This is a genomic window from Bradyrhizobium sp. CCGB12, from assembly GCF_024199845.1.
Lineage (GTDB): Bacteria > Pseudomonadota > Alphaproteobacteria > Rhizobiales > Xanthobacteraceae > Bradyrhizobium.
Window position 1 is genome coordinate 6,852,273 of sequence record NZ_JANADO010000001.1, and the last position, 13,522, is coordinate 6,865,794.

Here is a 13,522-nt window from a genome sequence, read left to right on the forward strand (position 1 = left end):
GGCTAATGCACCGCCCGCTTCCGTCGTCCCATCCACCACAGCGTCAGGTTCCAGCCGATGCAGGTGGCGAGTGCGCAACTCAAGCCGATCGCCGAGCCGAACTGCGTGACGGCGACGTGCAGCACCGCGATCGCCATCCCGAAGCCGAGCAGGCCCCAGGCGGAATTGGCGAGCACGGCCGCCGTCGGAGGACCGCCGATGCGCGGATGCAGGATCACCATGATGCTCGTGAACACGATCGGGTAGAGCGCGATGACGCCGGAGACGCGTGGGCCGACCCAGCCCGAGGTCGAGACCACGATCGCGACCAGCGTTGCCACCAGCGAGGCACGGAATGGGATGTCGTACCAGCGGCGCGTCACCAGCGGCATCTTCACATGGCGGTATTTCGCCAGCAGCGGAATGCAGATGCCGAAGGCAACCAGGTTGACGGCGAGGCCGGCCGTCAAGGTCCAGCCGAACAGGCGGATGATGGACGCCAGCACGATCCACACCGCGACCGCGCTTCCGGCACTCACCAGCAGATTGTTTCGCTGCGCCAGCACGACATAGGTGAGACCAAGGACGATCGTCGCGGCGTTGACCGGAAGGCTCGACAGCGCGCCTTGCGCGATGAAGGCGGCGTCATGGTCGAGCGCGAGAAAGACATAGGAAGGCCCGGCCGAGATCGGCAACGTCGCCACCAGCGCGCCGATCACCGGGCCGGCGCGTTCGGTGATGATCGACGCCGACACGACGAACGCCGCCGCGACCGCCATGCGCAGGAGAAGAACGAGAATGAAGTGAAGCTCGGGGGCCATTTTTTGTTGTTGCCCCTCCCTCGATGGGGAGGGTTAAGAAAGTCACATCCGCTGCATCGACACCGAGACCTTCGGGCCGCTCTTGATGGTCTGGTAGACCACGCAATAACGCTCGGTGAGCTTCAGCAGCAGATCGAGCTTGTCCTGCGGCGCATCGGTGTCGACCTCGAAGCGCAGGCGTATCTCGGCGAAGCCGACCGGGGTCTCCTTATCGACGCCGAGCGTGCCGCGGAAATCGAGATCGCCCTCGGCATAGACGTTGCCGGTCTTCAGCGGCACCTCGATCGCGGTCGCCACCGACTTCAGCGTGACGCCGGCACAGGCGACCAGCGCTTCCAGCAGCATGTCGCCGGAGCAGAGCTCGAGGCCGGAGCCGCCGGTGGCGGGATGCAGCCCGGCCATCGCGATGGCGCGGCCGGTCTCGACCTTGCAGGCGATGCCTTCGCTGTCGGTCGAGCCCTTGGCCTTCAACGTGATCAGCGCGGTCTTGGGATCGGTCTTGTAGCGTTCCTTGATCGGGGCCTGCATCTGGCGCAGTTGGGCGGCATCCATTGTTGTTCTCTCCCGGAAAAATCTTCTCTCGATGTACCGGCTCAGAGAGAAATTGTCACCACCACATGGCCTGGCCGGGACCCTGGGTTGCGTCTCGGTCGGGCACGTTGCGGTCGAGCGAGCGGTCGAGTGACGTCAGCACGCTTCGCTTGAAATTCTCGAACAGCGGCGAATTGCGGTCGCGCGGCCGGCCCAGATTGATCTCGATCTGGTCAAACAGCCGGCCCGGCCGCGGCCGCATCACCAGCACCCGATCGGCCAGCACCACGGCCTCGTCGACGTCGTGTGTGACGAGGATCAAGGTCGGACGCGTGTCGGCCCAGAGGTCGAGCAGGTGATCCTGGAGATCCCTGCGGGTGAAGGCGTCGAGCGCGGAGAACGGCTCGTCGAGCAGCAGCACCTCGGGCTGCGGCACCAGCGCGCGCGCGATCGCGACGCGCTGCGCCTGTCCGCCGGAGAGCTCGCGCGGCCAGGCCTGTGCCTTATCAGCGAGCCCGACGCGTTCGAGCGCGCGCGCCACCTTCTCGCGCCGCTCGGCTGCGGGCAAATCGGCAAGGCCGAAACCGATATTGTCGGCGACGCTGAGCCAGGGCAACAGCCGCGGCTCCTGGAAGATGATGCCGATCTTGGCATGCGGCGCGGCGATCGCCTCATCGTCGAGCGTCACCGTGCCGGAACTGGCGCGATCGAGGCCTGCAACGGCACGCAGCAATGTTGATTTGCCGCAACCGGAGCCACCGATGATGGCAATGATCTCGCCTTGGCGGATCTCGGCGGAGAAGCGCGCCAGCGCCTGCACACCGTTGGGATAGGTCTTGCTGACCCGGTCGAGCGCCAGCATCGCGTTAGGCTCCCTTTGCGCGCCCAAAGGCGTCCTGCCAGCGCAGGAATGGTGCAGCCGCGACCTCGATCAGCCAGTCCGTGAGCTTGCCGAGGATGGCGAAGATCACGATGGCGGCGAGGATCTGCGCGGGCTTGCCGAGCTGCTGGCCGTCGAGCAGGAGATAGCCGAGGCCCTCGGAGGCCCCGATCAGCTCCGCCGCGACCACGAACATCCAGCCGAGACCAAGTCCGACGCGCAGGGACACGACATAGGCCGGCAGCACCGCGGGCAACAGGATGCGGCGGATCATCGCCGGGCCGGAGAGACGGAAGGTGCGGCCGACCTCGACGATCTTGCGATCGACCGAGAGGATCGCACCCATCACGCCGAGATAGACCGGAAAGAACACGCCGACCGCGATCAGCGCAATCTTTGACGTCTCAAAAATACCGAGCCAGAGGATGAACAGCGGCACCCAGGCCAGCGAAGGGATCGCGCGCAATGCCTGCACGGTCGGATCGAGCAGCCGCCGCGCCAGCGACCAATAGCCGGAGACGGCGCCGAGCAGTGTGCCCGCGACGACACCGAACGCGAAGCCGAGCCCGACGCGCCACAGCGTCGCTGCGATGTGGCGTACCAGCTCGCCGGAGCGGGCGAGCTCGGTGATGGTGGCAAAGACGCGCGAGGGCGGCGGCACCAGCCGGCCGTTGGACCAGCCGGACCAGACCACCAGCTCCCAGCCAAGCGCCAGCGCGAGCGACAGCAGCACCCCCAGCAACGGCCGCGCGTAGCGCGACAGCCGCGAGGGCGCGGCGGTGCTTTCGGCTGGTTCCGAGGTATGTTGCAGGACTGGCGCGTCGGAAATCATGGCCGGTAGGAAGCGCGTCTGGCGAGGGAATGCAACACTACTATTGCCGCGCCTTCTCCTGTCGTCCCGGCGAAGGCCGGGACCCATACTCCCAGAGAGTAGTTTGGCGAGCAGACGATCACTCCGAGTCCCCGTAACCACGTCTCCCGGTGGTTATGGGTCCCGGCCTTCGCCGGGACGGCATAGAGTGTGCCGCGCGCTTGCCGACCTCAATTCGTCGGCAGCGGGACCTGGTCGTCGATCAGGGCATCGAGCGTTGCCTTGACGTCGACCTTGGCGTCGACGACGCCGGCCTGCTGCAGCGCGAGGCCGGCAGCGAGGATCGACTCGCGCTGGGGCGCGCCGATGCGGCTATGGGTGAGCTCGGTGCGCTCCTTGAGCTGCTTGTCGACGACCGCCTCGGGCAGTTTTGTGACCGCGATGAAGGTCTTCTTCAGCTCGTCGTAATTCGCCAGCGAATATTTGCGCGTTTCCTCATACACCGCGAGCACGCGGCGGGCGGCGTCCGGATAGTCCTTCAAGAACTGCTCGCGCACATTGAGGATGCCCCAGGTGTTGGCGTCCGCTTTGCGGTAGAACAGCTTTGCGCCCTCCTCGACCTCGGCCTGCGCCATCATGGGATCGAGACCGGCCCAGGCATCGACATCGCCGCGGATCAGCGCAGTCTTGCCGTCGGCATGCTGCAGCAGCACCGGGGTGATGTCCTTTTCGGTGAGGCCGGCGCCGAGCAACGCGCGCACCAGGAAGATGTGTGGATCGGTACCACGCGTCACCGCGACGCGCTTGCCCTTGAGATCGGCAACGCCAGCGATCTTGGAATCTTTTGATGTCACCAGCGCGGTCCATTCGGGTCGCGAATAGACGTAGATCGACTTGATCGGGTTGCCGTTGATCTTGGCCACCAGCGCCGCCGAGCCCGCGGTCGAGCCGAAATCGATCGAACCGGCATTGAGGAATTCGAGCGCCTTGTTAGAGCCGGCCGACTGCACCCAGGTGACGGTGATGCCATCCTTGGCGAACTCCTTTTCCAGAAGGCCCTTCTGCTTCAACACCATCGACACCGGATTATAGGTCGCCCAGTCGATGCGGATCTCCTTGAGCGGATCCGCCGCCTTTGCCGCGGGGGTCATCGCGAGTGCCATTGCACCCGCAAGCAGAATGCGTCGTGAAATCCTGATCATGCCCAGCCTCCTTAAAACTTCATTGTTTTTCAATGAGTTATATCTGGAGGTCAACGAGAAAATCCGCCCCCGAAGACGGGTGGCCTGAGAACAGATTTGCCCAAAGCCACAGCTTTCCAGCATGGAACGACTATTGCCAGAGAATGGCGGGTGACAGCGCCTGTCGCCTCTTATATCCGGTGAGACATGGACAGCGTCGCGACCGAGCAAAAGCCAGAGACGGATGACCGCTTCGACACCGTGCGGATCACCGCCGCGGTCGATGCGCTCGCTGAAAAGCACGAGGGCCGCGAGGATGCGTTCCGCACGGCCGTGGCGCAACTGCTCAAGGCCGAGCTGATCGCGGCGCGCGCCGCGGCACAGGCGATCCTCTTGAAGGACCGTCACGGCCGCCGCTGCGCCGAGCGGCTGTGCCACGTTCAGGACGAGATCATCCGTATCTTGTATTCGGCCGCGACGAGGCATCTCTACCGCTCGCCGATCCCGAGCGGCGCCGAGCGCATGGCGGTGGTGGCGACCGGCGGCTATGGCCGCGGCCTGATGGCCCCGGAGTCAGACATCGATCTCTTGTTCATCCTGCCCTACAAGCAGACCGCCTGGGGCGAGCAGGTCGCCGAAGCCATCCTCTATTGCCTCTGGGACATGGGGCTTAAGGTCGGCCACGCCACGCGCTCGGTCGATGAATCGATCCGGCAGGCGCGCGGCGATATGACCATCCGCACCGCGATCCTGGAGACGCGCTTCCTGACCGGCGACAAGCCGCTCTATGACGAGCTGGTCGAGCGCTTCGACAAGGAGGTGGTGCAGGGCACCGCGTCCGAGTTCGTCACCGCAAAACTCGCCGAGCGCGAGGAGCGGCACCGCCGCGGCGGTCAGTCGCGCTATCTGGTCGAGCCCAACGTCAAGGACGGCAAGGGCGCCCTGCGCGACCTGCACACGCTGTTCTGGATCGCCAAATACGTCTATCGCGTCCGCGACACCGACGAGCTGGTCGAGCGCGGCGTGTTCGACGCGCAGGAATATCGCAGCTTCCGCCGCTGCGCCGATTTCCTCTGGTCGGTGCGCTGCAATCTGCATTTCTACTGCAATCGCGCCGAGGAACGCCTCTCCTTCGACCTGCAGCGCGAGATCGCGGTCCGGCTCGGCTACACCTCGCATCCGGGCATGCAGGACGTCGAACGCTTCATGAAGCACTACTTCCTGGTCGCGAAGGAAGTCGGCAACCTAACCGCCATCCTTTGCGCCAAGCTCGAGGACCAGCAGGCCAAGCCCGCGCCGGTGCTGAGTCGGATGATGGCGCGGCTGCGGCCGAGCACCGTGAAGCGGCGCGTCCCCGACAGTGACGACTTCATCGTCGACAACAATCGCATCAATGTCGCCGCGCCCGACGTCTTCAAGCACGATCCGGTCAACCTCATCCGCATCTTCCGCCTCGCGCAGAAGAACAACCTCGCCTTCCATCCGGACGCGATGCGCGGCGTCACACGGTCGCTCAACCTGATCAACGCGCAGCTGCGCGAGAATCCCGAGGCCAACCGGCTGTTGATGGAGATCCTGACCTCCAACGACGCCGAGACCGTGCTGCGGCGGATGAACGAGACCGGCGTGCTCGGCCATTTCATCCGCGCCTTCGGCAAGATCGTCTCGATGATGCAGTTCAACATGTATCATCACTACACCGTCGACGAGCACCTGATCCGCTGCATCGGCTTCCTCCAGGACATCGAGCGCGGCGGCATCGAGGAGTTCGCGCTCGCCAGCGACCTCATGCGCAAGACGCGGCCCGAGCACCGCGCGGTGATCTACATCGCAACGCTCCTGCACGACGTCGCCAAGGGGCGGCCGGAGGATCACTCCATCGCCGGCGCCAAGGTGGCCCGGCGCCTGTGCCCGCGGCTCGGCTTCAGCCCTGCCGATACCGAGCTCGTGGCCTGGCTGATCGAGGAGCATCTGACGATGTCCACCGTCGCGCAGTCGCGCGACCTGTCGGACCGCAAGACCATCGAGAACTTTGCCGCCGTGGTCCAGTCGGTCGAGCAGATGAAGCTCCTGACCATCCTGACCACCGCCGATATCCGCGGCGTCGGCCCCGGCGTGTGGAACGGCTGGAAGGCGCAGCTGCTGCGCTCGCTGTATTACGAGACCGAGCCGGTGCTCACCGGCGGCTTCTCGGAAGTCGACCGGGGCAAGCGGCTCGCAGCCGCGTACGGCGAATTCCGCATGGCCTTCGCCGAATGGCCGGAGGACGAGCTCGATGCCTATATCGGCCGGCACTATCCGGCCTACTGGCTCAAGGTCGAGCTGCCGCGAAAAATCCGCCACGCCCGCTTCGTCCGCTCCAGCGAGCAGGCCGGCCACAAGCTCGCGATCAATGTCGGCTTCGACGAGGTGCGCGGCGTCACCGAGCTGACGATCTTCGCCGCCGACCATCCCTGGTTGCTGTCGATCATCGCGGGCGCCTGTGCCTCGGCCGGCGCCAACATCGTCGACGCCCAGATCTACACCACGACCGACGGCCGCGCGCTCGACACGATCTCGATATCCCGGGAATACGACCGCGACGAGGACGAGGGAAGGCGCGCCACGCGCATCGGCGAGATGATCGAGGACGTGCTGGAGGGCAAGCTCCGCCTGCCCGAAGTGGTGGCGCGGCGCACCGTGCGCAGCAAGGCGAAGCCCTTCGTGATCGAGCCGGAAGTGACCATCAACAACCAATGGTCCGACCGCTACACCGTTATCGAGGTCTCCGGGCTCGATCGCCCCGGCCTGCTCTACGAGCTGACCACGGCGATCTCGAAACTCAATCTCAACATCGCCTCGGCCCATGTCGCGACCTTCGGCGAGCGCGCCCGCGACGTTTTCTACGTCACGGATCTCCTGGGCGCACAGATCAACGCGCCGACCCGCCAGGCCGCGATCAAGAGCGCGCTGACCCATGTGATGGTCGGCGACAAGGCGGTTCAGCCGGCGGCGTGAACCTCCCGCCGCCGTCATACATCCGCTACTGCGGCAGCTCAGTCCATTGCGGTAATCCGGCTGCCTGGCCGTCCCAATAGGCCATCACCTTCGCATCATCGAGATGACGGTCTCGGATGCAGGTGAAGACAGTCCGATCGATCGGCAGAGGTGCGGCCACAGCCGGATCATGTGGCGGCAGATTCATCATGGAGCGTTGATCGACGACGGCAAAGCCAAAGCTTCGTACCGTATCGGTGAAGCCCTTGATGTTGAAGAAGGTGCAGGAGGTCGGCTCATACGGACTATCTGCGCCGGTCGGACAGAGCAGCAACGGAAGCGTGTTGGCATCGGCGAAGGTCGCCGTCTCGACCAGCAAGAGGCCGCCATCGGCGAGCAGATCGCGTACCAGTCGCAATCCCCAGAACGGGTAGCGCAAATGATAGAGCACGCCGGGAAGAAGGATGATATCGAAAAGGCCGAAGCTTTCGGTCTTCAATCCATAGAGATTATGCCTCTCGAAACGAGCCTTCGAATTCAGGGCGCGACGGAGGAAGGCGATATTTTCGGCGGGCAGATCGCTGTCGATGCCGATCACCTCGGCTGCCCCCAGGCGCTCGGCTTCGAAAGCCAGAGCACCATCGCGACAACCGATATCGAGCACGCGCTTGCCGTTGAAGTTCAGGCGCCTCATCGCGCCGATGATCATCTCGACGATTGGCACGATGACCGGCCAACCGGCGGTGCGCCGCCCCGCGGCAAATTCGATGCTGTGATAGAAGGTCAGATGGGGTGGAGGCTCCGGCGGATCGCTCGTCATTGGCGGTTACCTGCTTATTTGGCTGCTGTCCGAAGGCCGCGCCTGCATATTGCGGAAAATCCGGGCTTGCAAGTCGACCGGCGCGGTGAGGCCTGCCGGCGCGCCTCGCAGTCTGCGCAGCGTGACCACGCATCTTGCGCGGCTTCTGGGCGGCAAGGACCGAATACGCTATGGGACTCGTCAAGCTCAGGAATTGGACGGACCCCATGATCATCAAGGATATCGCCTGCTTGCGGCGGGCAAAACGTTGGGCGCAGCATATCGGCTGGGACGAGCGCGCCGCACGCATCGTTAGCTGGCGCAGAGGCCTCAGCGAGGAGGCATCATCATGATCCGGCTGGATTTCGACGCCGCAGAGATCAGCGTTGCCGATCCCGAAGGCGAACGGCGTTATGCACTGTCATCACCCGAGGGATTCGCGGTTCTGTCCGAAGCCTGGCTGCGCTCGGGTTGGGCCAATCGCTACAGCTACACTTTCACCTGGTTCGGGCGGCCGGTCATTCAATTGCCGGAGGATCTGATCCGGCTTCAGGAGCTTGTCTATCAACTCAAACCCGATGTCGTCATCGAAACCGGCGTCGCGCATGGTGGCAGCGCTGTTTTCCTGGCCGGACTGTGCCGGCTGATTGGAAAGGGCCGGGTCATTGCCGTCGACGTCGAAATACGGCCGCACAATCGCGCGGCACTGGAGGCTCATGAGTTCGCCTATCTGATCACGCTGATCGAGGGCGATTCAGCATCCAACACCACGGTAGACCGGGTGAAAGCCGAGATCGGCATCGATGAAAGCGTGATGGTGCTTCTGGATTCGAACCACAGCAAGACGCACGTTCTTGCTGAGCTCGCGGCCTACTCGTCGCTGGTCCGGCCTGGCGGCTTCATCATCATAGCGGACGGCGTGATGGCGAGGCTGACGGGCTTGCCGGGAGCTCGGCCTGACTGGACCTGGAATAATCCGAATTCAGCCATCGACGCCTTCCTGGCGCAGAATCCGGATTTCGAGCGGACGGCACCACCCTGTCCGTTCAATGAACGTGGCGTACCCACGGGTGGTAGCTATTGGTCCGGCGGTTATCTGCGCCGAGTCCGATGACCAGGCGCGGCGTCTAAACCTGCACCCCCTCGTGCCGCAGCAGCCAGCGCTTGCGCTCCAGCCCGCCGCCATATTTCACCAGCGAACCATCCGCGCCGATCAGGCGATGGCACGGCAGCACCACACTGATCGGGTTGGAGCCGTTGGCATGGCCGACGGCACGAATCGCTCTGGGCATGTCGATCTTCGCGGCGAGCGCGCCGTAGCTCATCGTGGTGCCGGCGGGGATTTGCGCAAGCGCGGTCCAGACCTTCTGCTGAAACGGCGTGCCGGCGATGCGCCATGCAATGCTCGAGAGCTGGCCGAGATCGCCTTCGAAATACCGCGACAGCGCTGTCCGCATCTGTGTCGGCGCAGGCTGAGCGCTCAGATCCACCGCGCCGTAGTGCAGGCGCAACAACTCGCGCATGCGGTGCTCGTAGTCTTCCCAATCGAGTGCGCGCAACAGGCCCCCGGCGTCGGTGACGAGCAACGCGATCCCGATCGGCGTCGCCAGGCGGTCGAGACCGAAGCGTTCAGACGTCTTGGTTGATCGAGCGGGCATTGCGGCACCATTGCATCGAAACACGCCCATCGCACTTGCCACGCCAGCCGTGCTAACGTCCACCCGAAAGCTGACGCTTTGGGGGAGCTCAACTTGATCTTGATCGCCAATCTTCTGGTGGCGCTGGTCGCCGCACTGCACGTCTTCTTCCTGATCCTGGAGATGTTTCTCTGGGACAAGCCGCTGGGCTTGAAGGTGTTTCGCAACACGCCCGATAAGGCCGAGATCACGAAGGTGCTGGCCGCCAATCAGGGCCTCTACAACGGCTTCCTCGCCGCCGGCCTGTTCTGGGGTCTCGTCCACGGCAATCCCGCCTTCGCATTCCAGATCAAGGCATTCTTCCTGCTTTGCGTGATCGTGGCCGGTGCTTATGGCGCCGCGACCGTCAGCTCACGCATCCTGATGGTGCAGGCGCTGCCGGCTGCGGTCGCGCTGGTGGCCTTGTTCCTGGCCTAGCTCTTGACCTGAGACGCTACGGCGCAGCGCCGCGATCCTTGCGCGGCGCTGCGCCTTCCTCCACAATCCTCGGCAGCGATGGCGACCGTTGCAATCAACGGGAAAAGACCGTCGACCGAAAATTCCGTCAGGAGGAACAACCAACATGAACAATCGCAGAGCCTTCCTAGCTGCCACGACGGCGCTCGCCTTCGCGTTCTCCGTCGGCCAAGCCCCCTTCAACCAAGCGCTCGCCCAGAAGAAATACGACACTGGTGCGAGCGACACCGAGATCAAGATCGGCCAAACCGTGCCGTTCTCCGGCCCCTATTCCGTCTATGCCAATATCGGCAAGACCCAGGCTGCCTACTTCAAGATGATCAATGATCAGGGCGGCATCAACGGCCGCAAGATCAATCTGATCCAGTATGACGACGCCTATTCGCCGCCGAAGACGGTCGAGCAGGTTCGCAAGCTCGTCGAAGGTGACGAGGTGCTGTTCACCTTCCAGCTCATCGGCACCGCGGCGAACGCCGCTGTGCAGAAATATCTCAACGGCAAGAAGGTACCGCAGCTGCTGGCCTCGACCGGCGCGGCGCGCTTCAACGATCCCCAAAACTATCCCTGGACCATCGCCTACAATCCCAACTACGTGTCCGAGGGACGGATCTACGCCAAATACATTCTCAAGGAGCATCCCAACGCCAAGATCGGCGTGCTCTACCAGAACGACGATATGGGCCGCGACTATCTCGCGGGCCTCAAGAGCGGCCTCGGCGACAAGGCCGCCAAGATGATCGTCGGTGAAGTCTCCTACGAGGTCACCGATCCGACAGTGGACTCGCAGGTGGTCAAGCTGAAGTCACTGGGCGCCGATCTTTTCTATGATGCCTCGACACCGAAATTCGCGGCGCAAGCCATCAAGAAGGTGGCCGAACTCGGCTGGAACCCCGTGCATATCCTCGACATCAATGCGAGCCCGATCTCGGCGACGCTCAAGCCGGCCGGCCTCGAGATCTCCAAGGGCATCATCTCGACACAGTACGGCAAAGAGCCCAGCGATCCGCAGTGGAAGGACGATCCGGGCGTGAAAGCGTTCTTTGCCTTCATGGACAAGTATTTCCCCGAAGGCGACAAGCTCAACACGATCAACACCTATGCCTATTCGGTCGCCGAGCTGCTGACGCAAGTGCTGAAGCAATGCGGCGACGACCTGTCGCGTGAGAACGTGATGAAGCAGGTCGCCAACATCAAGGACTTCACCCCTAGCTTCGCGCTGCCCGGCATCAAGATCAACACCGGGCCGAACGACTACCGCGTCAACAAGCAGATGCAGATGATGAAGTTCAACGGCGAACGCTGGGAGCTGTTCGGACCGGTCATCGAGGATTCCGGCCCGTCGGGCTAGGCCAACGGCCAATCTCGTAGGGTGGGTTAGCGCTGCGGCTGCGCGGGCTAACCCACCCTACGAACTGCGGGCGTCTCCCCGCCTTGCGTTGCAGCAACGCCTCCTCCACACTTGCCCTCAGCGATGGCGGCGGGCGTACAGTGCGCCCGGCAGACCATCGGCAATAACAAGCTGAGGGAATTGCGAATGAGGAATGGAATATTGCATCTGGCCACGGCCACGGCGCTGACCCTGGCGCTGTCGGTCTCCGCGGCCAATGCCCAGAAAAAATACGATCCGGGCGCCAGCGATACCGAGATCAAGGTCGGGCAGACCGTGCCGTTCTCGGGACCGGCGTCGGCCTATGCCACAATCGGCAAGACGCAGGCCGCCTATTTCAAGATGATCAACGACCAGGGCGGCGTCAACGGCCGCAAGATCAACCTGATCCAGTATGACGACGCCTATTCGCCGCCGAAGGCGGTGGAGCAGGTTCGCAAGCTGGTCGAAAGCGACGAAGTGCTCCTGACGTTCCAGATCGTCGGCACGCCGTCCAACGCCGCCGTGCAAAAATATCTCAATTCCAAGAAGGTGCCGCAGCTGTTCGCGGCAACCGGCGCCTCGAAGTTCACGGACCCCAAGAACTTCCCATGGACGATGGGATACAACCCGAACTACTTCGTCGAGGGCCGCATCTACGGCCAGTACATCTTGAAGCAGCATCCGAACGCCAAGGTCGGCGTGCTCTATCAGAACGACGATCTCGGCAAGGACTATCTGAACGGTATCAAGGCCGGCCTCGGCGACAAGGCCGCCAAGATGATCGTGACCGAGGCTTCCTACGAGGTTTCCGATCCGACCGTCGATTCGCAGATCCTCAAGATCAAGGATGCCGGCGCCGACCTGTTCTTCAGCGCGACCACGCCGAAGCAGGCCGCGCAGGCGATCAAGAAGATTGCCGAGCTCGGCTGGCATCCGGTGCAGATCGTCGACATCAACGCCACGTCGGTCGGCGCAGTGATGAAGCCGGCGGGCCTGGAAGCCTCCAAGGGCGTGATCAGCGTCAACTACGGCAAGGACCCGCTCGATCCAGCCTGGAAGGATGATCCCGGCATGAAGAAATATTTCGACTTCATGGCGAAGTATTATCCCGACGGCGACAAGGATTCGAGCTTCAACACGTATGGCTATGGCACCGCCCAGCTGCTCGTGCATGTGCTCCAGCAGTGCGGCGACAACCTGACGCGCGAGAACGTCATGAAGCAGGCGGCGTCGCTGAAGGACGTTACCGGCGACATCGCGCTACCGGGTATCAAGGCCAACACCTCGGCGACCGACTATCGCGTCAACAAGCAGCTTCAGATGATGAAGTTCAACGGCGAGCGCTGGGAGCTGTTCGGCCCGATCCTGGAGGATGCGGGGCCGGCGGGTTAGTTCTCGACGACAACTGCCTCAACGACGTCATGCCCGGGCTTGTCCCGGGCATCCACGTTCTTGGGGCCGCAAAGGAAGGCGTGGATGGCCGGGTCAAGCCCGGCCATGACGACACCTAGGTCGGTATCTCCCCAAAGTTCTTCCCGATCGGCAGCACCGCATGCCGGATCAGGCGCGAATCCTCCACGGCGGCCTGGCGATGCTTCACTGCTTCGCGATAGACGGGATCGCGAAGCATCTCGACGAAGGCTCCGACGCTCGGATACTCGGCGATGAAGCAATGGTCCCAGCGCTCCTCCTGCGGGCCGATCAGCATCAGCTCGAATTTGCCCTGCCAGACGATGCGGCCGCCGAGGCGTTCGAACACCGGGCCGCTCTCGCGGCCATAGGCCGCATAGGCTTCCGCGCCGCTCGCCTTGCGACCATCCGGATAAGCCGCCTCTTTGCGCAGGCGCACGAGGTTGAGCATGTGGATCGGGCCGGGGCGGTTGTTCTCCCGGAATTGCGCGAAGATCTCCTTGGTCGGATCGATGTGGCCCATGCGAGTTCCCTCTTTCCTGATGCGGACGATCCTAGCTCCGGCGCCCGCGAACCGGAACTGCGGCCGGCGAATGCCGCACCTCCTAATCG

14 protein-coding genes are annotated in these 13,522 nt (G+C 63.5%); 6 read left to right on the forward strand and 8 right to left on the reverse strand.

What is annotated here, in order from left to right; genetic code table 11:
- Nucleotides 1–2: 2 nt before the first annotated feature.
- The 5 genes from NLM27_RS31345 to NLM27_RS31365 form a co-directional block, all read right to left on the reverse strand.
- The gene (locus NLM27_RS31345; RefSeq protein WP_254146953.1) at nt 3–800 is read right to left on the reverse strand and encodes a hypothetical protein; all 798 of its coding nucleotides are present in this window, start codon (nt 798–800) and stop codon (nt 3–5) included.
- Between the two features lie 42 nt (nt 801–842).
- Entirely contained in the window at nt 843–1,352 is a 510-nt protein-coding gene (locus NLM27_RS31350) for an OsmC family protein (RefSeq protein WP_254146954.1), read from the reverse strand.
- A 55-nt stretch (nt 1,353–1,407) separates the two neighbouring features.
- Nucleotides 1,408–2,193, reverse strand: coding sequence for an ABC transporter ATP-binding protein (locus NLM27_RS31355; RefSeq protein ID WP_254146955.1), 786 nt, complete (start codon nt 2,191–2,193; stop codon nt 1,408–1,410).
- A gap of 4 nt (nt 2,194–2,197) precedes the next feature.
- Entirely contained in the window at nt 2,198–3,043 is an 846-nt protein-coding gene (locus NLM27_RS31360; protein WP_254146956.1) for an ABC transporter permease, read from the reverse strand.
- Nucleotides 3,044–3,252: 209 nt separating this feature from the next.
- A complete protein-coding gene (locus NLM27_RS31365) occupies nt 3,253–4,224 on the reverse strand; it encodes an aliphatic sulfonate ABC transporter substrate-binding protein (RefSeq protein WP_254146957.1) in 972 nt (323 codons plus the stop codon).
- A 186-nt stretch (nt 4,225–4,410) separates the two neighbouring features.
- Between NLM27_RS31365 and NLM27_RS31370 the strand changes: the two genes are divergently transcribed.
- Nucleotides 4,411–7,200, forward strand: coding sequence for a [protein-PII] uridylyltransferase (locus NLM27_RS31370; protein WP_254146958.1), 2,790 nt, complete (start codon nt 4,411–4,413; stop codon nt 7,198–7,200).
- 25 nt (nt 7,201–7,225) lie between these two features.
- Here the strand turns inward: NLM27_RS31370 and NLM27_RS31375 are convergent, their stop codons facing one another.
- Complete coding sequence (locus NLM27_RS31375) at nt 7,226–7,999, reverse strand: bifunctional 2-polyprenyl-6-hydroxyphenol methylase/3-demethylubiquinol 3-O-methyltransferase UbiG (protein ID WP_254146959.1); 774 nt, start codon at nt 7,997–7,999, stop codon at nt 7,226–7,228.
- Nucleotides 8,000–8,205: 206 nt separating this feature from the next.
- On the opposite strand from NLM27_RS31375, the gene NLM27_RS43675 reads away from it, so the two are divergent.
- Both NLM27_RS43675 and NLM27_RS31380 read left to right on the forward strand, forming a co-directional pair.
- A complete protein-coding gene (locus NLM27_RS43675; protein ID WP_256570044.1) occupies nt 8,206–8,331 on the forward strand; it encodes a hypothetical protein in 126 nt (41 codons plus the stop codon).
- The gene (locus NLM27_RS31380; RefSeq protein ID WP_254146960.1) at nt 8,328–9,092 is read left to right on the forward strand and encodes a cephalosporin hydroxylase family protein; all 765 of its coding nucleotides are present in this window, start codon (nt 8,328–8,330) and stop codon (nt 9,090–9,092) included. The genes NLM27_RS43675 and NLM27_RS31380 overlap by 4 nt, the downstream gene beginning before the upstream one ends.
- Before the next feature lie 13 nt (nt 9,093–9,105).
- Here the strand turns inward: NLM27_RS31380 and NLM27_RS31385 are convergent, their stop codons facing one another.
- Complete coding sequence (locus tag NLM27_RS31385; protein ID WP_254146961.1) at nt 9,106–9,636, reverse strand: methylated-DNA--[protein]-cysteine S-methyltransferase; 531 nt, start codon at nt 9,634–9,636, stop codon at nt 9,106–9,108.
- Nucleotides 9,637–9,735: 99 nt separating this feature from the next.
- Between NLM27_RS31385 and NLM27_RS31390 the strand changes: the two genes are divergently transcribed.
- From NLM27_RS31390 to NLM27_RS31400, 3 genes are all read left to right on the forward strand, one after another.
- A complete protein-coding gene (locus tag NLM27_RS31390; protein WP_254148977.1) occupies nt 9,736–10,092 on the forward strand; it encodes a DUF1304 domain-containing protein in 357 nt (118 codons plus the stop codon).
- Between the two features lie 145 nt (nt 10,093–10,237).
- The gene (locus NLM27_RS31395) at nt 10,238–11,479 is read left to right on the forward strand and encodes an ABC transporter substrate-binding protein (RefSeq protein WP_254146962.1); all 1,242 of its coding nucleotides are present in this window, start codon (nt 10,238–10,240) and stop codon (nt 11,477–11,479) included.
- Between the two features lie 186 nt (nt 11,480–11,665).
- Nucleotides 11,666–12,892, forward strand: coding sequence for an ABC transporter substrate-binding protein (locus tag NLM27_RS31400; protein WP_254146963.1), 1,227 nt, complete (start codon nt 11,666–11,668; stop codon nt 12,890–12,892).
- Nucleotides 12,893–13,007: 115 nt separating this feature from the next.
- On the opposite strand, the gene NLM27_RS31405 is transcribed toward NLM27_RS31400, so the two are convergent.
- The gene (locus tag NLM27_RS31405; protein WP_254146964.1) at nt 13,008–13,433 is read right to left on the reverse strand and encodes a DUF1330 domain-containing protein; all 426 of its coding nucleotides are present in this window, start codon (nt 13,431–13,433) and stop codon (nt 13,008–13,010) included.
- Between the last annotated feature and the right edge of the window lie 89 nt (nt 13,434–13,522).